23 protein-coding genes are annotated in these 24,669 nt (G+C 69.2%); 13 read left to right on the top strand and 10 right to left on the bottom strand.

The genetic code is table 11. The features are described from left to right. The first annotated feature begins 237 nt into the window (after nt 1-237). The 7 genes from AC3A5K_RS07835 to AC3A5K_RS07865 all read left to right on the top strand — a co-directional run bounded on the left by AC3A5K_RS07835 (nt 238) and on the right by AC3A5K_RS07865 (nt 6,500). On the top strand, nt 238-1,662 hold the full coding sequence (locus AC3A5K_RS07835) for a Do family serine endopeptidase (RefSeq protein WP_487616927.1): 1,425 nt from the start codon (nt 238-240) through the stop codon (nt 1,660-1,662). Between the two features lie 54 nt (nt 1,663-1,716). Then, nucleotides 1,717-2,073, top strand: coding sequence for a hypothetical protein (locus AC3A5K_RS07840; protein ID WP_487616928.1), 357 nt, complete (start codon nt 1,717-1,719; stop codon nt 2,071-2,073). Nucleotides 2,074-2,082: 9 nt separating this feature from the next. Next, complete coding sequence (locus tag AC3A5K_RS07845) at nt 2,083-2,628, top strand: phage holin family protein (protein WP_487616929.1); 546 nt, start codon at nt 2,083-2,085, stop codon at nt 2,626-2,628. Further along, nucleotides 2,625-3,164: a hypothetical protein gene (locus tag AC3A5K_RS07850; RefSeq protein WP_487616930.1), complete on the top strand. Its 540-nt coding sequence runs from the start codon at nt 2,625-2,627 to the stop codon at nt 3,162-3,164. Before AC3A5K_RS07845 ends, AC3A5K_RS07850 begins: the two co-directional genes overlap by 4 nt. Before the next feature lie 33 nt (nt 3,165-3,197). Beyond that, on the top strand, nt 3,198-4,319 hold the full coding sequence (locus AC3A5K_RS07855) for an AI-2E family transporter (protein WP_487616931.1): 1,122 nt from the start codon (nt 3,198-3,200) through the stop codon (nt 4,317-4,319). A gap of 91 nt (nt 4,320-4,410) precedes the next feature. Further along, on the top strand, nt 4,411-5,121 hold the full coding sequence (locus AC3A5K_RS07860; protein ID WP_487616932.1) for an HAD family hydrolase: 711 nt from the start codon (nt 4,411-4,413) through the stop codon (nt 5,119-5,121). Nucleotides 5,122-5,135: 14 nt separating this feature from the next. Then, complete coding sequence (locus AC3A5K_RS07865; RefSeq protein ID WP_487616933.1) at nt 5,136-6,500, top strand: leucyl aminopeptidase family protein; 1,365 nt, start codon at nt 5,136-5,138, stop codon at nt 6,498-6,500. A 36-nt stretch (nt 6,501-6,536) separates the two neighbouring features. Here the strand turns inward: AC3A5K_RS07865 and AC3A5K_RS07870 are convergent, their stop codons facing one another. Then, nucleotides 6,537-6,956 carry a hypothetical protein gene (locus AC3A5K_RS07870; protein WP_487616934.1) on the bottom strand — a complete coding sequence of 140 codons (420 nt, stop codon included), beginning with the start codon at nt 6,954-6,956 and terminating at the stop codon, nt 6,537-6,539. 208 nt (nt 6,957-7,164) lie between these two features. On the opposite strand from AC3A5K_RS07870, the gene hglS reads away from it, so the two are divergent. Next, entirely contained in the window at nt 7,165-8,532 is a 1,368-nt protein-coding gene (gene hglS, locus AC3A5K_RS07875; RefSeq protein ID WP_487616935.1) for a 2-oxoadipate dioxygenase/decarboxylase HglS, read from the top strand. A gap of 351 nt (nt 8,533-8,883) precedes the next feature. Here the strand turns inward: hglS and AC3A5K_RS07880 are convergent, their stop codons facing one another. From AC3A5K_RS07880 to AC3A5K_RS07895, 4 genes are all read right to left on the bottom strand, one after another. Beyond that, nucleotides 8,884-9,504, bottom strand: coding sequence for a response regulator transcription factor (locus tag AC3A5K_RS07880; protein WP_487617082.1), 621 nt, complete (start codon nt 9,502-9,504; stop codon nt 8,884-8,886). A 46-nt stretch (nt 9,505-9,550) separates the two neighbouring features. Continuing rightward, complete coding sequence (locus tag AC3A5K_RS07885; protein WP_487616936.1) at nt 9,551-10,750, bottom strand: sensor histidine kinase; 1,200 nt, start codon at nt 10,748-10,750, stop codon at nt 9,551-9,553. 284 nt (nt 10,751-11,034) lie between these two features. Next, nucleotides 11,035-11,805 carry an ABC transporter permease gene (locus AC3A5K_RS07890; protein ID WP_487616937.1) on the bottom strand — a complete coding sequence of 257 codons (771 nt, stop codon included), beginning with the start codon at nt 11,803-11,805 and terminating at the stop codon, nt 11,035-11,037. Continuing rightward, nucleotides 11,805-12,752 (bottom strand): ABC transporter ATP-binding protein, encoded by a 948-nt coding sequence (locus AC3A5K_RS07895; RefSeq protein ID WP_487616938.1) that lies wholly within the window; start codon nt 12,750-12,752, stop codon nt 11,805-11,807. Before AC3A5K_RS07895 ends, AC3A5K_RS07890 begins: the two co-directional genes overlap by 1 nt. A gap of 245 nt (nt 12,753-12,997) precedes the next feature. Here AC3A5K_RS07895 and AC3A5K_RS07900 point away from each other — a divergent pair, with 245 nt between their 5' ends. From AC3A5K_RS07900 to AC3A5K_RS07920, 5 genes are read left to right on the top strand one after another with little or no spacing between them, the layout of a single operon-like run. Then, nucleotides 12,998-14,245 carry an efflux RND transporter periplasmic adaptor subunit gene (locus AC3A5K_RS07900; protein ID WP_487616939.1) on the top strand — a complete coding sequence of 416 codons (1,248 nt, stop codon included), beginning with the start codon at nt 12,998-13,000 and terminating at the stop codon, nt 14,243-14,245. Nucleotides 14,246-14,289: 44 nt separating this feature from the next. Further along, nucleotides 14,290-14,982: an ABC transporter ATP-binding protein gene (locus tag AC3A5K_RS07905; RefSeq protein ID WP_487616940.1), complete on the top strand. Its 693-nt coding sequence runs from the start codon at nt 14,290-14,292 to the stop codon at nt 14,980-14,982. 25 nt (nt 14,983-15,007) lie between these two features. Further along, a complete protein-coding gene (locus AC3A5K_RS07910) occupies nt 15,008-16,165 on the top strand; it encodes an ABC transporter permease (RefSeq protein ID WP_332079341.1) in 1,158 nt (385 codons plus the stop codon). 54 nt (nt 16,166-16,219) lie between these two features. Next, the gene (locus tag AC3A5K_RS07915) at nt 16,220-17,530 is read left to right on the top strand and encodes an ABC transporter permease (protein WP_487616941.1); all 1,311 of its coding nucleotides are present in this window, start codon (nt 16,220-16,222) and stop codon (nt 17,528-17,530) included. Continuing rightward, entirely contained in the window at nt 17,527-17,835 is a 309-nt protein-coding gene (locus AC3A5K_RS07920; RefSeq protein WP_487616942.1) for a hypothetical protein, read from the top strand. The genes AC3A5K_RS07915 and AC3A5K_RS07920 overlap by 4 nt, the downstream gene beginning before the upstream one ends. A gap of 690 nt (nt 17,836-18,525) precedes the next feature. On the opposite strand, the gene AC3A5K_RS07925 is transcribed toward AC3A5K_RS07920, so the two are convergent. From AC3A5K_RS07925 to AC3A5K_RS07945, 5 genes are all read right to left on the bottom strand, one after another. Continuing rightward, complete coding sequence (locus AC3A5K_RS07925; protein WP_487616943.1) at nt 18,526-19,143, bottom strand: nucleotidyltransferase family protein; 618 nt, start codon at nt 19,141-19,143, stop codon at nt 18,526-18,528. Beyond that, nucleotides 19,140-20,147 (bottom strand): XdhC family protein, encoded by a 1,008-nt coding sequence (locus AC3A5K_RS07930; protein WP_487616944.1) that lies wholly within the window; start codon nt 20,145-20,147, stop codon nt 19,140-19,142. The genes AC3A5K_RS07925 and AC3A5K_RS07930 overlap by 4 nt, the downstream gene beginning before the upstream one ends. 64 nt (nt 20,148-20,211) lie before the next feature. Continuing rightward, the gene (rarD, locus tag AC3A5K_RS07935) at nt 20,212-21,123 is read right to left on the bottom strand and encodes an EamA family transporter RarD (RefSeq protein ID WP_487616945.1); all 912 of its coding nucleotides are present in this window, start codon (nt 21,121-21,123) and stop codon (nt 20,212-20,214) included. Then, nucleotides 21,120-22,058 (bottom strand): drug/metabolite exporter YedA, encoded by a 939-nt coding sequence (gene yedA, locus AC3A5K_RS07940; protein ID WP_487616946.1) that lies wholly within the window; start codon nt 22,056-22,058, stop codon nt 21,120-21,122. Before yedA ends, rarD begins: the two co-directional genes overlap by 4 nt. Nucleotides 22,059-22,373: 315 nt before the next feature. Continuing rightward, on the bottom strand, nt 22,374-24,566 hold the full coding sequence (locus tag AC3A5K_RS07945; protein ID WP_487616947.1) for a carboxy terminal-processing peptidase: 2,193 nt from the start codon (nt 24,564-24,566) through the stop codon (nt 22,374-22,376). Nucleotides 24,567-24,669: the final 103 nt, after the last annotated feature.

Raw genomic sequence — 24,669 nt, forward strand, 5'->3', positions numbered from 1 at the left:
CCGCGTTCTTTGCAGCGCGCGTGGGACGCCGACCGCTGCACAACACCCGCGGCCTTGACCGCAGCCGCGGCGGCCTTTTACATGAATGCGGACTTCAACACCGATTCAAGCGGATCGCGCGACACTGCCCGGCGCGAACGGCCCTGGCTTCAGCCTGCGGGATCGATCATGACCCGGCCGCTCGACCTTCATTCCGCCGTTGCTGCAACGGCCCATTCCGACAAGGGGATGTTCCAGATGCGCGCCAAGACCACGCTTCTCGCCCTGACCGCCGCCGCTGCGTTCGGCGGATTCGCCGCCACTGCGATGCGCGACGTGGTGCAGCAGCCCGCAGGCGCCACCCCGCCGGCGGCGACCGTGCCCCTGGCGGCCGCATTGCCGATGGCGGTCGATGGCCAGGCGCTGCCGTCGCTGGCACCGATGCTCAAGACGGTCACGCCGTCGGTGGTGTCGGTGCAGACCAAGCAGCGCGTGCGGGTGAGTCCGTTCGGCAACGACCCGTTCTTCCGCCGCATGTTTCCGGAACTGTCGCAGGAGCGGATCAACGAATCGCTGGGCTCGGGCGTGATCGTCGATGCGCAGCAGGGGTATGTGCTGACCAACCACCACGTGATCGAAGGCGCGGACGATGTGTCGGTGACGCTGGCCGACGGCCGCACGGTGGAAGCCGAATTCATCGGCTCGGACGTCGATACCGACATCGCACTGATGCGCATCCAGGCCGACAACCTCACCGCGATTCCGCTGGCGCAGGACGCGAACCTGCAGGTCGGCGATTTCGTGGTCGCGGTGGGCAACCCGTTCGGCTTCGGACAGACGGTGACCTCCGGCATCATTTCCGCGGTCGGCCGCAGCAACGTGCCGGGCGTCGGCTTCCAGAATTTCATCCAGACCGATGCGTCGATCAATCCGGGCAACTCCGGCGGCGCGCTGGTTAATCTGCGCGGCCAGCTGGTCGGCATCAACACCGCCAGCTTCAATACGCAGGGCAGCATGGCCGGCAACATCGGCCTGGGCTTCGCGATTCCGATCGGCCTGGCCCGCAACGTGATGACGCAGCTGGCGACGACCGGCAGCGTGCAGCGCGGCACGCTGGGCGTGGATACGCAGACGGTGGATGCGCGCATCGCGCAGGGCCTCGGCCTCGACGCCGCGCGCGGCGCGGTGGTGACGCGCGTCTACAGCGGCTCGCCCGCGGCGTCGGCGGGTCTGCGTCCGGGTGACGTGGTGGTGTCGGCCAACGGGCAGCGCATCGACAACAGCGAGGCGCTGCGCAACTTCCAGGGCCTGCAGACGCTGGACGCGCCGGTGGCGCTGGAGGTGCTGCGCGACGGCCGCACGATCAAGGTGGAAACGCGCCTGCGCGCCCTGCCCCGCGACGGCGCCAGCGTCGATCCGCGCCTGACCGGCGCCACGCTGGCCGACATTCCCGAAGCGATCCGGCGCCAGAACGCGCGCGCCGGCGGTGTGCTGGTCGAACGCGTCGAAGCGGGCAGCCGCGCACACCAGGCAGGCCTGCGCGACGGTGACCTGATCCTAGCGTCGAGCAGTGGCGAGTTCCGCGATCTCGCCGGGTTCCGCGACACATTCGGCACGCGCCAGGGCGAACTGATGCTGCGCATTTCACGCGGTGGACGCAGCTATAACGTGATCATGCGCTGACGCTTTTTCCGCCCCCGCCTCCCGGCGTGGCGCCATTCCAACTGGAGCAAACCCATGACCCCTACGTCGACCGATGCGGTGAAGAACAACCTTGGTGAAGCCGGTTCGCATCTTGCGCAGGCTGCACGCGACGCGGGCAGCGCGGTGAAGAATGCCGCCAATGTGGCGAGCGACGAGCTGAAGCTCGGCCGCGCGACGGTCAAGTCGGATCTCGCCGATTCGGCGATTGCCGGTCTGGCCGCGGTCGAAGAAGGCCAGGCGGCTGCCAAGGAACAGTACGACGTGCTGCTGGACAAGGGCCGTGACCTGGTCGAAAGCGCGGCGGACCTGATCCGCGAGCGTCCGATCGCGGCATTCGGCACCGCCTTCGCGGCGGGCTGGATCATCGCCAAGCTCGCGCGCAGCAAGTAAGCGCGGAAGATGACCGAGCGCGTGACCGGGGATGACCCGCGCGAGGCACCGGCGGGCAGTGCGGAACGCGCGCCGGGTGAAGCGCCCCATCTCGACGAGAGCATCCGCCGCATCCGTGCGGCGGCCAAGGAAACCGCGACGTCGGGCGTCGACAGCGGCCGTGCGCTGCGCAAACTCATGTCGGCGGACTTCGCGCTTGCGCGCAGTGCGTTGGGGCGTGGGCTTGCGTGGGCGGCGGTCGCGGTCGTCTTCGGCGCGTCGGCCTGGTTGCTGGCGATGGGCGCGGCGATTGCATTGCTGCAGTCGTGGGGCCTGTCGTGGCTGGTGTCGATCTCGATCACGATGCTGATCAGTCTGGTGGTCACCGGACTGGCGGCATGGCGCGTCTCGGTGTTCTTCGACTACGCGGGCATGCATGCCACGCGGCGTCAGTTGACCCGCCTGGGCCTGTTCTCGGAAGGCAGCGAGGACGAGGAAGAGGAAACCCTCGACCCGCCGTTGCCGCCGCCGACTGCAGCGACACCGCCCGCGACGACCGGATCTGCACCCCGATGAATTTCGAAGCCCTGAAAGGACGCGTCGAGCGCGCAGAAGCCCTGGTGGATGGCCGGTTCGAACAGACCGACACCCGTTTCAGCGCGCTCAAGACCAGCTGGCACGAGGCGTGGACGCCGCCGCGCATCGTCATTGCCGGCGTGATCGCCGGCCTCGTGGTCGGCAGCACGCAGCCGCAGCGCGCCTTGCGTCGCCTCGGCAAGTTGGGTGGCCCGAAGTCTTTGCAGATGATCAGTGCGGTGTCCGGACTGTTGACCTCGATCCAGGCGACCGTGGCCGCGGCCACTGCCGAGAAAGCGGCCGAGACCGCCGACGACGCTGCAGAGACGGCGGACGATGCCGCCAACGCGGCAGGCGTGGCCTCGGCGCAGGCGCAACAGCAGACCGCCGCACCGGCCGGCGTGGATCCGACCCAGGCCTCAAATGCAACGGGCACGCCGCCCCCGCAGGCAGACCGTCGTCGACCGGAGCCGGCCTACGCCGAACAGCCGCGACCCGCCGAAGCCGCCACCGAAGTTTCGGAATCCGGGCGCTGAGCCGTCACGGCGGCCACGGATGAACAACTTCCAATGAGTACACCGACCTCGCCCCCGCCGGCGGACGACACGCCCCTGCCTGCGCCGACACCGGTCGCGCCACGTCCACGCGCGTCGACGGCGACCATCGTGCTCACCACCCTTGCGGTGCTGGTCACGTTGTGGGCCGCGCAGGGCGTGATCCTGCCGGTGCTGCTGGCGATGTTCTTCGCACTGGTCGGCAATCCCGTGCTGCGCGGTCTGCGCCGCCTGTGGATTCCCCGCTTCCTCGGCGCGTTGCTGGTGCTGTGCGCAGGTCTCGCCGCAGCGGGCACGCTGGGTGTGCAGCTTTACGGTCCGGCCAGCGAGTGGGTGCAGCAGGCGCCCAAGCAGTTGCGCAGCCTGGCCCCGCGGCTGAAGTCGATGACGCAACCGATGCACCAGGCCAACCAGGCCGCGGAATCCTTTGCCCGCGCGACCGAATCGCGGCCGCAGCGGCGCGTGCAGATGGTCCAGATCCAGGACAACAGTTCATGGCGGACCCTCGTCGCCACGCCCAAGATGCTGGCCTCGGTGCTGGCGGTGGTGCTGCTGACGTTCTTCTTCATGGTCTACGGCGAAAACCTGCAGCGCAACGCGATCGCGATGCTGCCCGACCGCCAAAGACGCAAGCTCACCGTCGACATCATGCAGTCGATCGAACGCGAGATTTCGCGCTACGTGCTGACGATTTCGATCATCAACACGCTGGTCGGCGCGGCATTTGCCGGCATCCTGGTGTGGATGGGCCTGACCCTGCAGGACGCGCTGCTGTGGGGCACGATCGTCGCGCTGCTGAACTTCGCGCCCTACGTCGGCCCGCTGATCGGCGTGCTGCTGATGCTGCTGATGGGCTTCATCAGCTACGAGGGCACGTGGCCGACCGCGGCCTGGGCGCCGGTGGTGCCGGCGGCGATCTATCTGGTGCTGCACACGATCGAAGGCCAGTTCATCACCCCGATCGTGCTCGGCCGGCGCATGGCGCTGTCGCCGCTGATGCTGGTGCTGGCGCTGCTGGTGTTCGGCTGGATGTGGGGCATCATCGGCCTGCTGCTGGCGGTGCCGCTGCTGGTCTGCGTGAAGCTGGTGCTGCAGCGGATCGAAGGCTTCGAGGGCTGGGCGCGCCTGCTGTCCTGACGCGACGCCCGCGGTCCGCGGCACGCGCCCACGCGGCGCACCGGACAGTCCGTTGCAGAGGCGCCGGACCCCACTCGCTACAATGGCCGGCATGACTTTCCCCGTCCGTGCCATCACCCTCGACCTCGACGACACCGTGTGGCCGTTCGCGCCGATCGGCGCGCGGATCGAACACACGCTCGATGCCTTTCTGCGCGAACACAGCCCGCAGACCGCCGAGATGTTTCCGGTGGAGAAGATGCGCACGCTGCGCGAACGCGTGTTCGCCGAGAACGCGCATCTGATGCACGACCTGTCCGCGTTGCGCCAGCTGACGATCGAACACGCGCTGCGCGACAGCGGCGGCGATGTCGCGCTGCTCGATCCGGCATACGAACTTTTCTATGCCGAGCGCAACCGCGTCGAGCACTATCCCGACAGCCTGGCGGCGCTGGAGCGCATCGCCGCGCGCGTACCGATCGCCGCGGTGACCAATGGCAATGCGGATCTCGAACGCGTCGGCATCGCGCACCTGTTCGCCTTCACCCTCGGCTCGCGCGAACACGGCGTCGCCAAGCCGCACGCCAGCATCTTCCGCGCGGCCTGCGATCGTCTGGGCTGCGCCTACGGCGACGTGCTGCACGTCGGCGACCACATCGAAGCGGATGTCGCAGGCGCCGCGCGCGCGGGCCTGCGCAGCTGCTGGATCAACCGCGAGGACCGGCGCTGGGAGCATCCCGAGCTGGCGCCCGACCTCGAGTTCGACACCCTCACCGCGCTAGCCGACTGGCTCGATACCGTGCCCGTGGCCGCCGACACCTGACCGGGTTTCCGCACATGACCGACACCACGACCGACATCTTCGTCACCGATGCGCAGGACGCGCATCCCCTGCACATCGTCAGCCGCGAGGGCTACGCCGCGTGGCGCGATGCACAGCCCGCCGCCGTGCGCGCCTGGCTCGATGCGCAGGCCTTCGATGGCGCGCCGGGTTCGCTGGTGCTGCTGCCCGGCGACGCCGGTCTGGCAGGCGCGGCGATCGGCATTGGCGATCCGCGCGATCCCGACAGCTACGCACATGCGGCCTACGGCCTGCCCGAAGGCGTCTGGCACGTGACGGGCGCGCACGAACGTGCCGCGCTGCAGCTCGGCTGGGGTCTGGGCGCGTACCGGTTCACCCGCTACAAGCGCACCGCGCGCCGTGCCGCACGCCTGGCGGTGGACGCGGCCGATGCCGAGATCGTGGCGCTGGTGGCGGCGACGACGCGCGTGCGTGACCTGGTCAACACCCCGACCGAGCACATGGGCCCCGAACAGATGGAAGACGTGGTCCGCGACATCGCGGCCGCGCATGGCGCCACGTTCGAGAGCATCGTCGGTGATGCATTGCTCGAGCGGAATTTCCCGGCGATCCACGCCGTCGGCCGCGCCTCGCATCGCGCGCCGCGCCTGCTGCACCTGAGCTGGGGTAATGCCACGCATCCGCACGTGGCGATCGTCGGCAAGGGCGTGTGCTTCGATACCGGCGGCCTGGACATCAAGCCGGCCGACGGCATGCGCAACATGAAGAAGGACATGGGCGGCGCGGCGCATGCGATCGCACTGGCCGAACTGGTGATGGCGCGCGCGTTGCCGCTGCGCATCACGCTGCTGGTGCCGGCGGTCGAGAACGCGATCGGTCCGGATGCGTTCCGTCCGGGCGAGGTCATCGACACCCGCCAGGGCATCAGCGTGGAGATCGACAACACCGACGCCGAAGGCCGTCTGGTGCTGTGCGACGCACTGACCTTCGCCGGCGAGCAGTCGCCGGACACGATCCTCGATTTCGCAACGCTCACCGGCGCTGCGCGCATCGCGCTCGGCCCCGACCTGCCGGCGCTGTTCTCCAACGACGACGCGCTGGCGAATGCGTGGATCTCCGCCGGCGAGGCGACGCGCGACCCGGTGTGGCGCATGCCGCTGTGGCGGCCCTACCTGCGCTATCTGACCAGCGGCATCGCCGATCTCGCCAATGCGGGTTCGCGCATGGCCGGCGCGGTGACCGCGGCGCTGTATCTCGAGCGCTTCGTGCCCGGCACCACGCCGTGGGCGCACCTCGACACCTATGCCTGGAACGACAGCAGCCGCGCCGGCCATCCGCAGGGCGGCGAGGCGCTGGGCCTGCGCGCGGCCTACGCGATGCTCAAGGCTCGCGCGGGCTGATCAACCGCCAGCCTGCAACCGCAGGCCCGGCGTGCCTCAGCGTAACCAGCCGCGCCGGCCGGCGGCGCGCGCGAACGACCAGATCGCGCCGACCATCAGCAGCAACAGGCCCGACGTCGCCGCGCCCGCGGCGCCGGTCGACGCCCACAGCGGCGCGAACAGATAGCCGGCCGCGATCTGCACGGCCACCGCGACGAACGACACCAGTAACAGCGTCGGCGCCCAGCGCCGCGCCAGCAGCAGGCCGACCGAGCCCGCCATGCCTGCGATCACCGCCACACCGAACACCGCATCCAGCCACGCCGGTAATGCGGCTTCCAGCGCTGCCTGCTCGGGCGCCGCACTCGCCTGCTCGGGCGCGAGCACGCGCAGCACGAGAATCAGCAGGCCGAAGAGGTTCCACAGCAGGGCGGTCAGTGCGACGACGCGCGCACCCAGGGGCATGGTGGATGACATGAAGACGGTTCCGGACGTGCGCCCATCGGCACCTGACGAGGGTAGCAGCCGGCGCAAACAGCCGGATCGCGTGGGCGGTTTGCGCGTACCGCCGCTGCGCGGCCGGACCGGCGGCTGAAGGCGGCACCGGTTGTGGTTTCCCCGCAGCGGCGGCACGGGCGAAAATGCGCTGTCCGCCGGGCCGCGCCCGGTGCCAAACCGGCTTCCGATGCACGCCTCCACGCAGCTGCCCCACGACGAGATCCGTCACCTGTTCGCGCAGTCGATGTCGCGCATGTATCGCGACGAGGTGCCGCTGTACGGCACGCTGATGGAGCTGGTGTCGGAGGTGAACGCCGCGACGCTGGCGCGCGATCCTTCGCTGGCCGCGCGTCTGCAGCGCAGCGATGCGCTCGACCGCCTCGACGCCGAACGTCATGGCGCGATCCGCGTCGGCACACCGCGCGAACTCGCGACGCTGCGTCGGCTGTTCGCGGTGATGGGCATGCATCCGGTCGGCTATTACGATCTCGCCGTTGCCGGCGTGCCGGTGCACGCGACCGCGTTCCGCCCGGTCGACGCCGCGGCGCTCGCGCGCAATCCGTTCCGGGTGTTCACGTCCCTGCTGCGGCTCGAACTGATCGAGGACGCCGCGCTGCGCGACGAAGCGGCTGCGATTCTCGAAGCCCGCGAGATCTTCACTCCGCGCGCGCTCGCATTGATCGAACGCTTCGAGCAGGCCGGCGGACTGAGCGCCGACGAAGCCGCCGAGTTCGTTGCCGAAGCGCTGGAAACCTTCCGCTGGCACAGCGAAGCCACCGTGTCGCACGCGACTTACCAGGCGCTGCTGTCCGCGCATCGCCTGATCGCCGACGTCGTCTGCTTCCGCGGCCCGCACATCAACCATCTGACCCCGCGCACGCTCGACATCGACGCCGCGCAGGACGCGATGCAGGCGCGCGGTATCGACGCCAAGGCGGTCATCGAAGGCCCGCCACGTCGGCGTTGCCCGATCCTGCTGCGCCAGACCAGCTTCAAGGCGCTGCAGGAGCCGGTGCTGTTTCCGGCCGGCGACAGCGCCGATGCCGGCACGCACACCGCGCGCTTCGGCGAGATCGAACAGCGCGGCCTCGCCCTGACACCCAAGGGCCGTGCGCTCTACGACAGCCTGCTCGCGCGGGCGCGTGACGCGGACGGCGCCGGCAGCACCGGCGATTACGGCGCGCGCCTGGCCGCCGCGTTCGAGGATTTCCCGGATGACGACGACACGCTGCGCCGCGAGGGGCTCGGTTATTACCGCTATGCGCTGACGGATACGGGCCGCGCGGATCCCTCCGCCGTCGCGCGTGGCAGCGTCGACGATGCGATCGCGGCGGGTCTGGTGACGGCTGATCCGGTGGTCTACGAGGATTTCCTGCCGGTCAGCGCGGCCGGCATCTTCCAGTCCAACCTCGGCGGCGGCGAACAGCGCGCCTTCGCGGCGCAATCGAACCGCGACGCGTTCGAAGCGGCGCTCGGTGCGCAGGTGCACGACGAGTTCGAAATCTATGCGCGGATCGAGCGGGATTCGTTGGTGGCGTTGGGGTTGGCGAGGTAAGGCGCGACTGTTGTTCTGGCGTACGCCAAGCCTCTAACCGCTGCATGGTGGGTCATCCATTGCTTGGACATTGGCGGTATCGCGGGAGAGTCTCTGGATGACTAGCCGTCCGGCTGTTGAGTAGCACTTCCGGCGTTCGCCGGAATGACGGGATCAACGGGGCAGCGCGCTGATGCAGGCTTTGAGCCATGAGACTTCTGGAATTTTTCTATCGTCATTCCCGCGTAGGCGGGGGTTTCAACCGCCGCATGGCGGGTCATCCAGCGCCTTTGGCCTACCAGTGCTTCGCGAACGTCCCTGGATTCCGGCCTGCGCCGGAATGACGGGTTGGAAGGTTCGCGGTGACGCCGCCTACAACCATCCCTTCTGCCGGGCCAGGCGATACGCCTCGATCCGGTTGCCGACGCCCAGCTTGCCGATCGCGTCGGACAGGTAATTCCGCACGGTCCCGTGCGAAAGCTTCAACTGCGCGGCGATCTCGCTGGCGCTCATGCCCTGCCCTGCGAGTCGCAGTGCCTGCCGCTCGCGTTCGCTCAACGGGTCGGGCTCGCTCCAGGCTTCCAGTGCGAGCTGCGGGTCGATCGCGCGGCCGCCGTCGTGGACGCGGCGCAGGGCATCGGCGAGTTGTTCCGCGGGTGCGTCCTTGAGCAGATAGCCGCCGACGCCGGCATCCAGCGCGCGGCGCAGAAAACCGGCACGCGCGAAGGTGGTGACGATGACCACGCGCACCGGCAGTTCGTGCCGCTGGATGCGCTGCGCGAGTTCCAGACCGGTGAGGCCGGGCATCTCGATGTCGGTGACCAGGACGTCGGGCGACAGGCGCTGCAGTTCGCGCCATGCCGATTCGCCATCGCCGACGCTGCCGACCACCGACAGATCGTCTTCCAGATTCAGCAGCGCGGTCAGCGCGCCGCGCAGCATCGCCTGGTCCTCGGCGATGAGGATGCGCAGCGGCGTGTCGGCGGTGGGCATGCGTGACATGGCGTTGACGGTAGCAGGCACGCGCGGACAGGCGGTGTCAGACGCCGGGCGCGACGGCACGCGGCGCATCGCGCGCCGGGCCGAACGGAATGCGTGCATCGATGCAGGTGCCAGCGCCGTTGCCGTCGACCCGCAACTGACCGCCCAGGGCCTCGATGCGTTCGCGCATGCCGGACAGGCCGTTGCCGGGCACCAGCGCGCCGCCACGGCCGTCGTCGCGGACCTGCAGACGGATCGCATCGCCTTCGTGCGAGAAGATCGCCTGCGCCGCGTGCGCGCGGGCATGGCGCTGCAGGTTGGTCACCGCCTCGCGCAGGGTCATCGCCAGGGCGGTTTCCACTTCGGGTGACAGGCCGGCGCCCGCAACCGCGTCATCGAGCCGGTAGTCGAACGCCACGCCATCGGTTTCCAGCAGCAGACGCGCCGATGCAAGTTCCGCCGCCAGACCCGCGGCGCGGATGCCGCTGACCGCCTGCCGCACCTGCGTCAGCGCGTCGCGGGCGATGCCGCCGACTTCGCCGATCTCGCGCTGTGCACCGGCGGGATCGCGCGCGACGAGGCGTGCGGCGAGATCGGCCTTCAGCGCGACCATCGACAGCGTGTGGCCGAGCAGATCGTGCAGATCGCGACCGATGCGTTCGCGCTCGCCCACCGCAGCCAGCCTCCGCACCTCGTCGTGCGACAGCCGGAGCGCAGCGTCCTGACGGTTCTTCAGGCGCTCCACGTGCACCAGCAGACCGATCATCACCGTCGTCACCGGCATCCAGGCCAGCGCCGCCCATGGATAGCCGAGCACGCGCGCCCAGGTCAGCAGAATGGCGTTGAAGACGACCAGCGCGAGCACGTACCGCCACACCGACGTGCGCGACAGCGCACCGAGGAACACGCAGCCGAACACGAAGTAGCTGAGGCTGGAGACGTACCAGGGCAGCAGGGCGAAACACAGCGCGATCATGCCGAGCGCGCACCACGGCGAGCGGCGCGCCGGCAGCAGCAGTGCGCCTGCGAACAGCGCGAGGAAGACCGGATACGACAGCAGCGTCAGCAGGGCCCACCGCAGGTTGTAGCCGCCCGGCGAGAACATCGGCACGACGAACACCCACACCGACCAGAGCACATGGATGGCTTCGCTCCATGCCGGACGGCCCTGCCGCAGCGCGGCGCCGACCACGGAATCGGGCGCGGCCCGCAGGCCTGCAAACGTGCGCGTCGTCGTCGGGGTCGCGTCGGTGCTCATGTCGCGCAGCGTAGCCAACTCGGGCCACGGTCAGAAGCGGCAGAATGCGTACGCCGCATGTCGATGCGCGGGGCATCGTCTGCACAGCGATGATCGCGCCGATACCCGGATCGACCCGGCGCGCGCCGCAGGCTCGATGCCCGGGCATCAAGGGTCCTCACGGCGTCCGTGCCGAGGCATCTGCACCTGATCCCTGGACCGAGCACAGCGCGCACTGTGTCCGGCCTCGCGTCCATTTCGGTCCCTGCGCCCCGCGCTGCCGTATCCGACATGCCGCCCATGGCTCAGCCCGTCCGCGCCAGCCGGCGCAGTGCGAGCGCGGTGCAGACGACCGTGACCACAACCAGCACCCCGACGTGCAGCGCAACCGGCTGCCCGGCGCCCTGCCCCACCACAGGCAGGGCGAGCTGCGCCAGATGGTGCGCAGGCCACAGCGGCGCCAGGCGTGTGAACACCTCCGGCAGCATCGACAGCGGCAGCCACAGGCCCGACAGGAAGGCCATCGGCAGGAACAGCAGGTTGACCCACGCCGGCGCCGCATTCGCGCTGGCGATGCTGCCGAGCAGCAGACCGATCGCACAGAACGGGAGCGCGCCGAGCACGGTCACCGTCCACAGCAGCGCCCACTGCCCGGGCGTGAGCGACACGCCGCCGAACAGGGTCGCCAGCGCCGCCAGTTCCAGCACGATGACCAGGGCGAACAGCATCGCGATCAGCATCCGCGCGATCAGCCACGCGCTGGGCGGCGCCGGCAATGCGCGACGCAATGCGAAGAAGCCACGTTCGCGGTCGATGGCCAGCGTCACCGAGAACCCGAACAGGCCCGCGCCCATCGCGCCGAATACGCCGTAGGTCGCCAGCAGATACCGCGCTGCCTCGCCGCTGGTGCGCCCGCCCAGCAGCAATCCGAACATCGCGTAGAACAGCGCCGGAAACAGCAGCGTCGGAATGATGTACATCGGCTCGCGCAGCAGCCGCAGCAGTTCGCAACGCGTGTCGAGCAGATAGCAGCGCCAGAGGTTGACGCGTGTGCGGGTGTCGAGCGTCGTGTCCATCATGCGGCCTCCTGCTTCGAGCCAGCCATCTCGTTCGCCGCCGTCATCGCCACGAACGCCTCGGCGAGGCCCGCACGCTGCACTTCGAGATCGGCGAGCTGCGGATCCGCATCCAGCAAGCGACGCAGCACGGATTCCGCCTGTTCGGCCATCACCACCAGCTGCCCGTCAATGACAGCGGCCGAGCGCACGCCGGGCCAGGTCGCGACGACATCGGCAGGCACGACGCTCGTGCAGCGGATCCGTCGCTGCGCGACCTGCGCGCGCACGTCGCCGACGCTGCCCTCGGCACGCACGCGTCCGGCATCGAGCACGACCACGCGATCGGCCAGTGCCTCGGCCTCCTCCAGGTGATGCGTCGTCAGCAGAATGCCGACGCCATCAGCGACCAGGCTGCGGATCGCGCGCCACACCTGCTGGCGTGCGCCGATGTCGAGCCCGGTGGTCGGTTCGTCGAGGAACAGCAGCTTCGGCCGCCCGCACAGCGCGAGCGCGAACTGCACGCGGCGCTGCTGCCCGCCCGACAGCCGGCCGTAGCGGCGGTCGAGCAGCCCATCGAGCCCGCCCAATGCGACGCAGTCGGCGACGCTGCGCGGCTGCGGATACCAGCTGCGCGTCAGCGCGAGCAGCTCATCGACCTGCAGGCGTTCGGGCAACTGCGCCTGCTGCAGCATCACGCCGATGTGCCGGCGCGCGTCGAGATCGGACGGGTGCCGGTCGAACAGCGTGACCTCGCCGGTATCAGCCGGCTGCAGGCCGAGCAGGATCTCGATCGCGGTGGTCTTGCCGGCGCCATTGACGCCGAGCAGCGCGGTCACTTGGCCGGCAGGCAGCGCGAGGTCCACGCCGTCGAGCGCCTGCACCGTGCCGCGTCGGCGACGCACGCCGCGCAGGCGGGCCAGCGGCGCCGCGTTGAAGGGGTCTGTATTGGACGGGGCTGGACGCATGTCGGTTCCTCCGGGTTGCGGCCAGTCTCGGCCGGCACGCGCCGCGCGTTCAGTCGCAGGCGTCATCCACTGCGGATGACACTCGTCAGGTGACCGGCGCACCGGATGCGCGCAGACTCGGCCCGACCCGCCACCGCGGGCGCCCCGCCCGGCGCCCTGCCGAAACTGACTTCCGGCAGGTTGGATCGCCCGACCCCCACGGTCACACTCGCGCCTGTCGTCACGTCCTGCTTGCCATGGAACCCATGAATACCAAGGCCGACCTGCTCAACGAACTCCGCATCGACCGCAAGGCGCCGCCCGAGCCGCCACGTCGTCGCGGCCTGTGGATCGCCGTCGCGGTCGTCGTGCTGCTGCTCCTGCTGGTCGCCGGCTGGACACTGTTCGGACGCGATGGCGGCGTCGAGGTGCGGACCGCGCCGGTGGTCGCGATCACCGCCGGCGGCGCGAACACATCGGTGCTCGACGCCACCGGCTACGTCGTCGCGCGTCGCACCGCGACCGTGTCCTCGAAGATCACCGGCCGCGTGCGCGAGGTGCTGATCGAGGAAGGCCAGCGTGTCGAGGCCGGCGACATCATGGCGACGCTCGATCCGATCGACGCCGATGCGCAACGCAGCCTCTCGGCATCGCAGCTCGCCGCCGCGCGCAGCCAGACCGGCAGCGTGCAGGCGCAGCTGGCGCAGGCCGAGGCCGAGGCCACGCGCCTGCAGTCTCTGGTCGCGCAGCAGCTGGTCTCGCGCTCGCAGTTCGACCAGGCCGTCGCCCAGCGCGACGCGCTGCGCGCGCAGCTGGTCACCGCGCAGCGCAACACCCAGGTCGCCTCCGATTCGCTGGCGATCGCCGATCTCGGCGTCGACAACACCGTCGTGCGCGCGCCGTTCGCCGGCGTGGTCACCGCCAAGGCCGCGCAGCCGGGCGAGATCGTCTCGCCGCTGTCGGCCGGTGGCGGCTTCACCCGCACCGGCATTGGCACGATCGTCGACATGGATTCGCTCGAAGTCGAAGTCGACGTCGGCGAGGCCTTCATCGGCCGCGTGCAGCCGAAGATGCCGGTCGAGGCGACGCTCAATGCGTATCCGGACTGGAAGATTCCGGCCGAGGTCATCGCGATCATTCCGGCCGCCGACCGCGGCAAGGCGACGGTCAAGGTGCGCATCGCGATCAAGCAGAAGGACGCGCGCATCGTGCCGGACATGGGCGTGCGCGTGAGCTTCCTCGAAGCGCCGAAGGCCGCCGATGCGCAACAGCCCAGCGGCGTACGCGTGCCCGGCGCGGCGATCGTGCAGCGCGATGGCGCCGATGTCGCCTTCGTGCTCGGCGAGGACAACACGGTGACGCAGCAGGCGCTGAAGACCGGCATCGCCCTCGGCGACGACCGCCAGGTGCTGTCGGGCGTCAATGCCGGCGACACCGTCGTGCTCGATCCGCCCGAAACGCTGGCCGACGGCGCGAAGGTACGCATGGCCGCCAGCGACGCCGACACGCGCTGATCGCGCCCCACATCCACCGAGCTGCATCCAACCCGGAGTGCGCCATGTCGTCCCTCGTCAGCATCCGCAACCTGCACAAGACCTACCAGCGCGGCCCGGAAAAGGTCGACGTGCTGCACGGCATCGATCTCGACATCCCGCAGGGCGATTTCGTCGCGCTGATGGGCCCCTCGGGTTCGGGCAAGACCACGCTGCTGAACCTGATCGGTGGGCTGGACACGCCGACCTCGGGCGAGATCGAGATCGAGGGCGAGCGCATCGACCGCATGAGCGCCGGCCAGCTGTCGAACTGGCGCAGCCGCCACGTCGGCTTCGTGTTCCAGTTCTACAACCTGATGCCGATGCTCAACGCGCAGAAGAACGTCGAACTGCCGTTGCTGCTGACCGCGCTCGGCGCCGCGCAACGCAAGCGCAATGCGGAGATCGCGCTGACCCTGGTCGGCCTGGCGGAGCGCCGCACCCACAAGCCCAACGAACTGTCCGGCGGCCAGCAGCAGCGCGTGGCGATCGCCCGCGCGATCGTGTCCGATCCCACGTTCCTGATCTGCGACGAACCCACCGGCGATCTCGACCGGCAGAGCGCGGAGGAAATCCTCGGCCTGCTGCAGGAACTCAACCGCGAGCACGGCAAGACCATCGTCATGGTGACCCACGATCCGAAGGCCGCCGAGTACGCGACCCACACGATCCACCTCGACAAGGGCGAGCTGGTCGACACGCCCCTCGGCGCGCACTGACCCACGCTGCTTCGGAGACGGCACGATGAAATACCTGTCGCTGGTGTGGGCCCAGCTGTTCCGCAGCAAGACGCGGACACTGCTGACGCTGCTGTCGGTGGTCGCGGCGTTCCTGCTGTTCGGCATGCTCGATTCGGTGCGCGTGGCTTTCAATGCCGGCGGCAGTGTCGACGGCGCGAACCGGCTGATCGTCGCCTCACGGCTGTCGATCACGCAGTCGCTGCCGGTGCGCCTGCAGTCGCAGATCGAGTCGATTCCCGGCGTGCGCAAGGTGACGTACGCGATGTGGTTCGGCGGCATCTACCAGGACCAGCGCAATTTCTTTCCGAACTTCTCCGTCGCGCCGAACTTCTTCGACGTCTACGGCGAGTACGACGTGCCGCCCGACCAGCTGCAGGCGTTCCGCGACACGCGCACCGGTGCGGCCGTGGGCGAAGCGCTGGCCAACAAGTTCGGCTGGAAGATCGGCGACACGATTCCGATGCAGGCGACGATCTTTCCGCGCGGCGGCAGCAACGACTGGCCGCTGGAGCTCAAGGCGATCTTCCGCGCCAAGGACCGCAGCAACGTCGGCGCCGAAAACCAGTTGATGATGAACTGGAAATACTTCGACGAATCCAACGACTACATCAAGAACCAGGTCAGCTGGTTCACCGTGCAGCTGTCCAACGCCGACCAGGCCTCGCGCGTGGCGCAGGCGATCGATGCGATCTCGGCGAACTCCGACCACGAGACCAAATCGCAGACCGAATCGGCATTCCAGCAGGCGTTCGCCAAGCAGTTCGCCGACATCGGCCTGATCGTCACCGCGATCATGGGCGCGGTGTTCTTCACCCTGCTGCTGCTGACCGGCAACACGATGGCGCAGGCCGTGCGCGAGCGCATTCCCGAACTCGCGACCCTGAAGACGCTCGGCTTCACCGACGGCACCGTGCTGGTGCTGGTGATGGTGGAATCGGTGCTGCTGGTGGTGATCGGCGGACTCGTCGGCCTGGGTCTCGCCTCGGCGATCATGCCGGGCGTGAGCGCGGCGAGCGGCGGCGTGATCGCGCTGCCCACGGTGCCGGCGCAGACGTGGCTGATCGGGCTGGGCCTGATGATCGGCATCGGCATCATCGTCGGTGTGCTGCCTGCGCTGCGCGCGCAGCGGCTGAAAATCGTCGACGCGCTGGCGGGGCGCTGACGTCATGGCCCATCGCCTTGCTTTCCGCTGCACGACGAACCGGATCGGACCGACATGAAAAGACCCTGGCTCTGGAACCTGCTGTCGATCGTCGCACTCGTCGTCGGCCTCGCGGTGTGGGTACTGCTGCCCTGGTACGGCGTGCTGGCGATCGCGGTCGCCATCGCGTTGTGGCTGGTGCTCACGCGCGGTGGCCGGCTGGCACTGGCGGCGGCGCGCATCGGCATCAGCAGCCTGCCGCAGCGCTGGGGCGCGTCGTCGGTGATCGTGGTCGGCATCGCCGGCGTGGTCGGCGTGCTGGTGGCGATGCTGGCGATGGGCGAAGGCTTCAAGGCGACGCTCAACAGCACCGGTGACGAGACGTCGGCGATCGTGCTGCGCGGGGGTTCGCAGGCGGAAACCAATTCGGTGATCACCCGCGATCAGGTGCCGCTGATCGGCACGCTCGCCGGCATCGCGCGCGATGCGCAGGGCCGCCCGCTGCTGTCGCCGGAGCTGTCGCAGGTGGTCAACCTGCCGTCGAAGTCCGACGGCACCGACGTCAACGCGCAGTTCCGCGGCGTTGGCGAACTCGCCTGGGCGGTGCACGACAAGGTGCAGGTGATCGAAGGCCGCAAGTTCGCGCCGGGCCTGCGCGAGATCGTCGTCGGCCAAGGCGCGCGCAGCCAGTTCCGCGGGCTCGAAGTCGGCAAGACGCTCAACCTCGGCAACCAGCAGTGGACCGTCGTCGGCGTGTTCGCCTCCGGCGACGCGCACGATTCGGAACTGTGGACCGATGGCGAAACCCTGGCATCGACCTACAACCGCAGCGCCTACCAGTCGATCACCGTGCGCACCGATGGCACCGCCGGCTTCACTGCGTTCAAGACCGCGATGGACGCCGACCAGCGCCTGAAACTCGATGTGTCGACGACGCGCGCCTACTACGGCAAACAGTCCGGCCAGCTGGCGACGCTGATCAATGTACTCGGCACGGTGATCGGCGCGATCATGGCGGTCGGCGCGGTGTTCGGCGCGCTCAATACGATGTACGCCGCGGTCGCGGGCCGCGCACGCGAGATCGCAACGATGCGCGCGATCGGGTTCCGCGGGTTGCCGGTCGTCGTCGCGGTGATGCTGGAGACGATGTTGCTGGCGTTGCTCGGCGGCCTGCTCGGCGGCCTGCTCGCGTGGAGCATCTTCAACGGCTACAGCGTCAGCACGCTGGGCAGCAACTTCAGCCAGGTGGTGTTCCAATTCAAGGTGTCGCCAGAGCTGTTGTGGAATGGTTTGAAGTGGGCGCTGGGTATCGGCCTCGTCGGCGGCCTGTTCCCGGCCCTGCGCGCCGCCCGCCTGCCGGTCACCGCGGCGCTGCGCGCGACATGAGTGCCGCATCGCCCGATACCTTGTCGAACGCCGACATCGCACGCGAGATCCAGTCGCTGCAGGCGCGTGCCTTCGAACGCTATGAGGATGCCGCGCTGCGCGCCGAAGCCGATCCCGCACGCGCGGAAATCATCTACGCCCAGGCCGAGCGCGACACCGCCCCGTGGATCGCGCGTGCGACCGCACTCAATGACGAGCGCGTCGCGCGCTACCGCCGACGCGCGAAACGCTGGCGCAATGCGGCCCTGGTGATCGGTGTCGTCGGTGCGCTCTGCGTGGTCTGGATGATGTCGCGCACGGCTTGAGCGGTCTGCACTGCACGCGCGGGGACGCGCGCGCGATGGGCTGTGTTTGTACGTGTTGCTCCCAGCGCCGAGTGCCAGAATGCTGATGACGCGCAATGCGGCGCTTGAGAACCTGGCGCGCGCCGGCATGACGGCAGACGGTCGAACGCACGCTAGGCGGTCAAATGCGGCTTCACCGCTTCCAGCTCGTCATTCCGGCATAGGCCGGGTTTTCAGCCGCCGCACGGCGGGTCATCGAGTGACGTTCTTGCGACGCCGCCAATGCCCGGTGGCTGCCGCCGACAGCGCCAACGCCAAAGGCGCTGGATTCCCGCCTGCGCGGGAATGACGCTGGAAAGATGGCCGCATGCTTGAGGTGCTGGACGCCATCAGCGCGTCAACGTTTCCAGCTTGTCACTCCGGCGTAGGCCGGAGTCCAGCGACTCACCACGCCAACGCCAACGCCAACGCCAACGCCAAGATATCCTGGCGATACCTCCAAGGCTCAAGACGCTGGATTCCCGCCTTCGCGGGAATGACGTTAGAAGGATGGCTGCGCGTCTGGGCTTCCACACGCGAATGCGCTGAATCTTGCGGGTCGCTCCAGGCGCGTCATTCCCGCCTGCGCGGGAATGACGCGGAAGAATGGCCACGCGTCCGCAGTTCCAATCCAAGCCAGAACGCCATCAGACCTCGCAACTCAAAACGCCATCACCCCTCGCGATCCAGCACGCCCTCTGCCTGCGCCTGCGTGAGGTCGTCCGGCGTATCGATGTCCTGCGCCAGCGACGGTGCCTGCAGCCGGAAGAGGTCTTCTTCCGGCAACGCAGTCAACAACGCGCCGAATCCCCGATCGCCTTCCAGCGTATCCACCTGCGCGAACACCGTGTGCGACAGCACTGCAGGTGCGCCCGGGCGTTCACCGTGCATCACTGCCGCGCACCCCGCACGTACGCTGCGTGCGCCATCGAGCAGCGCGCGCAGGTGCAGCGCGTTGAGCGCGGGCTGGTCGATGCCTGTCACCAGCACCGGACCGTGATGGCCCTGCAGCGCGCGGGCGGCGGCGACCAGGCTGGCGGACAGGCCGTCGCGCCAGTCGGGCACGACGTGCAGTTCGACCAGGGCGTTCGGAAACGCGGCGAGTTCGGCCGCTACGGTGTCATGGGCTGCGCCGAGCATGACCACGATCCGGCAGGGCGCGGTGTCCGCGACCAGGCGCACGACGCGCGCTACCAGGGCTTCGCCATCGCGGCGCAGCAGCTGCTTCGGCCGGCCCAGGCGCGTACTGCCGCCCGCAGCGAGCACGATCGCGGCGTGCGGCGTGGTCACGGCGTGCGTCCGTGCCACCACGCCTGCAGCTGCGCGGCGATGCTCAGCGCGATGGCGTCGGCACCGCGACCACCCAGGTCGAGGCCCACCGGCGATTGCAGGCGCGGGCGCAGCGAAGCGTGCAGCGCGTCGGGCAGCACGCGGAACAGGTCCTCGCGCCGGCGCACCGGTCCCAGCAGGCCCACGAAGGGTACGGGGACCGGGGCCAGTGCGAGCAGTGCTTCGAGATCCAGTTCGAAGTTGTGATGCATCAGCAGCGCAGCGTCGAAGCGCGTATCGCCGGCGAGCACCGCGTCGAGCCCATCGCTGCGGTGCCGGTCGGCGAACGAGGCCATCGGCGTCCAGCGCGCCCGCCGCTCGACCAGTGTGGTCTGCCAGCCGAGGCGCCGCAGCAGCGGCAGCAGCATCGGGGTTTCCGGACCGCCACCGCACAGCAGCAGTTCCGGCGGCGCGGCGATCGACAGCGACCACGCCGGCGCGGCGTCCCAGTCCGGTGCGGTCGTCGGCAGCTGCCAGTCGCGCTGGACCGAGCCGGCTGAGATCGCCACTGCCCCGTCGCGCGCGATTGCGATCTGCAGCACGACACCGCCGCCGCGCCAGGCCTGCAGCGGCAGCTGCATGTCCGCCAGTGCGGTCAAGGGCAGCAGGGCGAGGCGCAGGCGTCCGCGGCAGCCCAGCGCGGAACCCGACAGCAAGGCATCGTCGTCGCGGGTGTCGATCTCCATCCAGCCCAGCCGTCCGTCGACAGCCGCCTGCGCGGCGCGGCGTGCGATCTCGGGCTCCAGACAGCCACCGCTGAGCCAGCCGGTCTGCGCCTCGCCGGGGCCGAACAGTGCCATGCCGCCGGCCTGCGCGTAGGTGGAGCCGTCGGTCTCGAGCACCAGGACGAGGGTTGCGGATGCGCCGTCCTGCGCGGCCTCGATCGCGGCGTCGATCACCGCCGGCGGCGGTGCGTCCACGGCGGTCGGCGAATCGGATGTGGTGTAACAGGCGTCGGAAGTCATCGCATCACTGTGCCAGACCGGATGTCGTCGACCGGCGCACGCGCACGGCGGTGCACGTCTCGCATCAGGCCTGCTGCGCGACGATCCGCCGGCGCGACTGCAGGTAGCCGTCGATCGCGAATACCGCCAGTCCGGCCCAGATGAAACCGAAGCCGGCCGCGCGGTCCACGCCGAAGGCCTCACCGAAGAAGAACACGCCGAGCAGCAGCTGCAGCGTCGGCCCGATGTACTGCAGCAGGCCGATCGTGGTCAGCGGCACACGGCGCACCGCGTAGGCGAAGCAGATCAGCGGAATCGCGGTCAGCGCGCCGCCCATCACCAGCAGCACGTCGGTCCAGCCGCCCCAGCGCAGCGAGAAGAACCCGCCGCCGCCCTGGCTTTCGAACCAGACCAGCGCCAGCACCGCCGGTCCGAACACGAACAGGTTCTCCACGCCGAGGCCCTGCACCGCTTCCACCGCGGCGAACTTGCGGATCAGCCCGTACAGCGCGAACGAGCACGCCAGGCACAGCGCGATCCACGGAAAGCTGCCGTAGTTGAAGGTCAGCCACAGCACACCGCAGCCGGCCAGCACCACCGCGATCCACTGCGGCACCGACAGGCGCTCGCGCAGGAAGACCACGCCGATCACGACATTGAGCAGCGGATTGATGAAATAACCCAGGCTGGCCTCGACCACGTGGCCGCTGTTGACGGCCCAGACGTAGAGGCTCCAGTTGGCGGCGATCAGCACGCCCGACATCGCCAGCATGCCGGCCAGCCGCGGCTGCGCCAGGATCTCGCGCAACCAGCCGCGGCCTTGGCGGATGGTCAGGAACGCGGCGACCAGGATCGCGCACCAGATCGAGCGGTGCAGCACGATCTGCAGCGACGGCACGTGGCGCAACAGATACCAGTACAGCGGCATCAGGCCCCAGATCACGAATGCGGCGACTGCGATCCACAGTCCGCGGCGGCTCTGCGCGGCATCGATCATGGTTCCTCTCCGGCGACGACCGCGGCCGGTGTGGGCGCCGGCTTTTTCGCGCGGGCGCGTCCCAGCGTGATCGCGACCACCGCCAGCAGGATCACCGCCATCGCACCGAGATCGTTGACGCGGAACCGTTCCGACGCGAACCACGCGCCCAGCAACACCGCTATCGCCGGATTGACGTAGGCGTAGCTGCCGGCCAGCGTCGGGCGCACGTTGTGCAGCAGCCAGACGTAGGCGGTGAAGCCGATGATCGAACCGAACGAGGTCAGGTAGGCCAGCGACAGCGTGCCCTTGAGTGTCGGCATCGCGGCGAAGTGCTCGCCGATCAGCAGGCCGACCGCGAGGATGATCACGCCGCCGGCCAGCATCTGCGCTGCGGCCGCCATGAACGGCGACGGCAGGTCACGGCCCCGGCTCCACACCGAACCGAAGGCCCAGGCCAGCGGCGCGATCAGCAGGGCGACCAGGCCGACCGGCGTGCCGGTCAGCGAGCTGCCGGCGTTGAGCCACAGCACGCCGACGAATCCGATCGCCAGCCCCGTCCATTCGATGCGCGAGGGCCGGTCGCCGCGCATCGCCGAGAACAGCGCGATCCAGATCGGCGCCGAGGCCACGGCGACCGCCGCCAGTCCCGAGGACACGCTCTGTTCGGCGATGCAGACCATGCCGTTGCCGAGGCCCAGCAACAGCACGCCCATCGCCACCAGCGTCGGCCACTGGGCGCGCGTGGGCGCGGGCACGCCGCGCAGCCGCAACGCCGTATACATCAGCCCGCCGGCGACGACGAAGCGCGAGCCGGCCATCAGCAGCGGCGGATAGCCGCCTTCCAGCGCGAAGCGGATCGCGAGATACGTGGATCCCCAGACGAGATAGACCGCGGCCAGCGCGAGCGCGATGGACAGGACCGAGGCAGGACGCGACACCGGCGCGACGCTCATGGGGGTTCCGGAGAGAGGGAGAACCGCGGATGCGGGAGCGGAATTCTACGCCCGCGCCCCGTTGCACGACTGGAACGGTGGTGTTGCAGCGCGATGTCGATCGCGGAGGCGGCCCCCTGTGGGAGCGCGCTTGCGCGCGAAGGGCCTTCCGGGTAATTCCCATTCGCGCGCAAGCGCGCTCCCACAGGAACTACCCGGGTGGAGGTCTAGGGCTATGGCAACGACGCATCGAAAACCCTTGGGCAATTTTCGTTCGCGCACGAAAAAGCCGCCGCGATTCCTCGCGGCGGCTTCGGGGTCATTACTGCGTGCGGCTCAGCGCGCCCAACGGCCCGGTGCGGTCGAAACCGGCAGCACCGTCGCCGACAGGTCACGGTCGGCATTGAGCAGACGCACCGCGTCCGCGAGGATCGCGGCCGACTCGCGCAGCAGCGGGTCGGGACGGTCCTCGGCGGCCTTTTCCAGGCGGTTCTGCTGGGCGATCGCACGCTCGCTGGCCTGCAGGCCGTCGTCGTCCGAATCCTCGGCCAGCGGATCGAGATCGAGACCCAGCGCGCGACGCTCTTCCTGGCGCGCCTGGCGACGCTCGGTCTGGCGGTCACGCTCGGCGCGGCGCTCGGCCTCGTTGAGCGACACGTACTTCTTCTCGCGTTCGGCGCGGAACTCGGCGATGTCCTCGGCCCACCAGACGAACTCCTTGTCGGTGGCGACACGCGCCTGGTGCGAGGTCTCGAGCGTCGGCAGCAGCGACGCGAAATCGCCGTACTGCGTGTGCGGCACCGCGGCGATGCGGGTCCACGGCAGCGCGTTGTCATAGGTGCTTTCGCCGAATTCGGTCGCATCGACCGTCACCGGGAAATGGATGTCCGGCTCGACGCCCTTGTTCTGGGTGCTGCTGCCACCCGGCAGGAAGAACTGCGCGATCGTCAGCTTGACCTGGCCGTAGCGCTGCGTTTCGTTGGCCGGCCAGCGATCGAGGTCGACCAGGTTCTGCACGGTGCCCTTGCCGAAAGTGGTCTCGCCGATGATCAGGCCGCGACCGTAATCCTGGATCGCGCCAGCCACGATCTCCGACGCCGACGCCGAACCGCGGTTGATCAGCACGGCCAGCGGGCCGTCCCATGCGACGCCCGGATCGCGATCGCCCTGCACGCCGACACGGCCGCCGGACTCGCGCACCTGCACCACCGGGCCCTGGTCGATGAAGAGGCCGGTCAGCTCGACCGCCTCGTTGAGCGAACCGCCGCCGTTGTTGCGCAGGTCCAGCACGACGCCGTCGACCTGCTTGGCCTTGAATTCCTCCAGCAGACGCGCGACGTCGCGGGTCGCCGAGGCGTACTCGCCGTTGCGGTTCCGGCGGCCTTCGAAGTCCTGGTAGAACGCCGGCAGCTTGATCACGCCGATCTGCTTCTCGCGGCCACCGGCTTCGTCGGCCGGAAGCGTGAGCGTCTGCGCCTTTGCGGCCTGCTCTTCGAGGCGCACGCGTGCACGGGTCAGCGTGATGCGCACCGGCTCGCTGTCGAGCGTGGCTTCGGCCGGCACGACGTCCAGGCGCACCTGGGTGTCCTTCGGGCCCTTGATCTTCTCGACCACATCGTCGATGCGCCAGCCCACGACGTCTTCCATCGGGCCGTTGGTGCCCTGGCCGACGCCGACGATACGGTCACCCGGCTTGAAGCGGTTGCTGATGGCGGCCGGACCACCGGCAATGACCTCGCGGATCACGACCACGTCGTCCTGCTTCTGCAGCTGCGCGCCGATCCCCTCGAGCGACAGCGACATGTTCTGGTTGAACAGGCGCGCGGCACGCGGGTTGAAGTAGTCGGTGTGCGGATCGATCGCGCCGGTATAGGCGTTGAGGAAGCTGCTGAAGGCATCCTCGTCGTTGAGCGACGCGACCGTGTTGCCCATGTTGACGTAGCGGCGGTCGAGCGTCTTGCGGATCTCGTCGGGCGCTTTGCCGGCCAGCTGCAGGCGCAACCAATCGTTGCGCACCGACTGGCGCCACAGCGTGTCGAGTTCGCCCGCATCGCCCGCCCATGCGGCGTCCTTGCGGTCGTACTCCCAGCGGTCCTGGCCGGAGAAATCGAAGATGTCCTGGTTCAGCAGGTCGCGTGCGTACTGCGTGCGCGCCGCGACGCGGGTCTTGTAGAGCCCGAAGATCTCCAGTGCCGGCGCCACGTTGCCGTCGCGCACCGCCGCGCCCATGCCGGCCCGCAGGGGCTCGAAACGGGTGATGTCTTCCTGGGTGAAGAACAGCTTGCCGGCGTCGAGATTCTCGAAGTACCGGTCGAAGACCTCGCTCGACATCGTCGCGTCCATCGGCCGCGGCCGATAGGCGTAACGGCTGTCCGACAGCAGGCCGTAGACGAGCTTCGAAGCCGCCACCTGGTCCACGCTCGGCGCCGCCGGCACATCGGCAATGGCGTCGGGTCGCGCCATCAGCGCGAGCGGAACGGCCAGCGCGAGGGCGATCACGGATGCGGAGACGGCGCGGGAAACTTTCATGCGGGATCCTGGGAAGCGGCGATGTTGATCATGCGACATGCAGTCGAGCCTGTCGCGTGAATAGACGCGTCGACAGTGCCGAAAGTTTCAGTGCGCATGCCAT

Source organism: Luteimonas sp. Soil_C_5 (assembly GCF_057656615.1).

Coding starts and splice junctions, on each gene's coding strand:
- AC3A5K_RS07885 (WP_487616936.1), bottom strand. CDS start 10,750: ATGAGCACCGACGCGACCCCGACGACGACGCGCACGTTTGCAGGCCTG.
- hglS (WP_487616935.1), top strand. CDS start 7,165: ATGCACGCCTCCACGCAGCTGCCCCACGACGAGATCCGTCACCTGTTC.
- AC3A5K_RS07835 (WP_487616927.1), top strand. CDS start 238: ATGCGCGCCAAGACCACGCTTCTCGCCCTGACCGCCGCCGCTGCGTTC.
- AC3A5K_RS07920 (WP_487616942.1), top strand. CDS start 17,527: ATGAGTGCCGCATCGCCCGATACCTTGTCGAACGCCGACATCGCACGC.
- AC3A5K_RS07910 (WP_332079341.1), top strand. CDS start 15,008: ATGAAATACCTGTCGCTGGTGTGGGCCCAGCTGTTCCGCAGCAAGACG.
- AC3A5K_RS07905 (WP_487616940.1), top strand. CDS start 14,290: ATGTCGTCCCTCGTCAGCATCCGCAACCTGCACAAGACCTACCAGCGC.
- AC3A5K_RS07945 (WP_487616947.1), bottom strand. CDS start 24,566: ATGAAAGTTTCCCGCGCCGTCTCCGCATCCGTGATCGCCCTCGCGCTG.
- AC3A5K_RS07915 (WP_487616941.1), top strand. CDS start 16,220: ATGAAAAGACCCTGGCTCTGGAACCTGCTGTCGATCGTCGCACTCGTC.
- yedA (WP_487616946.1), bottom strand. CDS start 22,058: ATGAGCGTCGCGCCGGTGTCGCGTCCTGCCTCGGTCCTGTCCATCGCG.
- AC3A5K_RS07865 (WP_487616933.1), top strand. CDS start 5,136: ATGACCGACACCACGACCGACATCTTCGTCACCGATGCGCAGGACGCG.
- AC3A5K_RS07855 (WP_487616931.1), top strand. CDS start 3,198: ATGAGTACACCGACCTCGCCCCCGCCGGCGGACGACACGCCCCTGCCT.
- AC3A5K_RS07845 (WP_487616929.1), top strand. CDS start 2,083: ATGACCGAGCGCGTGACCGGGGATGACCCGCGCGAGGCACCGGCGGGC.
- AC3A5K_RS07850 (WP_487616930.1), top strand. CDS start 2,625: ATGAATTTCGAAGCCCTGAAAGGACGCGTCGAGCGCGCAGAAGCCCTG.
- AC3A5K_RS07900 (WP_487616939.1), top strand. CDS start 12,998: ATGAATACCAAGGCCGACCTGCTCAACGAACTCCGCATCGACCGCAAG.
- AC3A5K_RS07895 (WP_487616938.1), bottom strand. CDS start 12,752: ATGCGTCCAGCCCCGTCCAATACAGACCCCTTCAACGCGGCGCCGCTG.
- rarD (WP_487616945.1), bottom strand. CDS start 21,123: ATGATCGATGCCGCGCAGAGCCGCCGCGGACTGTGGATCGCAGTCGCC.
- AC3A5K_RS07870 (WP_487616934.1), bottom strand. CDS start 6,956: ATGTCATCCACCATGCCCCTGGGTGCGCGCGTCGTCGCACTGACCGCC.
- AC3A5K_RS07840 (WP_487616928.1), top strand. CDS start 1,717: ATGACCCCTACGTCGACCGATGCGGTGAAGAACAACCTTGGTGAAGCC.
- AC3A5K_RS07880 (WP_487617082.1), bottom strand. CDS start 9,504: ATGCCCACCGCCGACACGCCGCTGCGCATCCTCATCGCCGAGGACCAG.
- AC3A5K_RS07890 (WP_487616937.1), bottom strand. CDS start 11,805: ATGGACACGACGCTCGACACCCGCACACGCGTCAACCTCTGGCGCTGC.
- AC3A5K_RS07930 (WP_487616944.1), bottom strand. CDS start 20,147: ATGACTTCCGACGCCTGTTACACCACATCCGATTCGCCGACCGCCGTG.
- AC3A5K_RS07860 (WP_487616932.1), top strand. CDS start 4,411: ATGACTTTCCCCGTCCGTGCCATCACCCTCGACCTCGACGACACCGTG.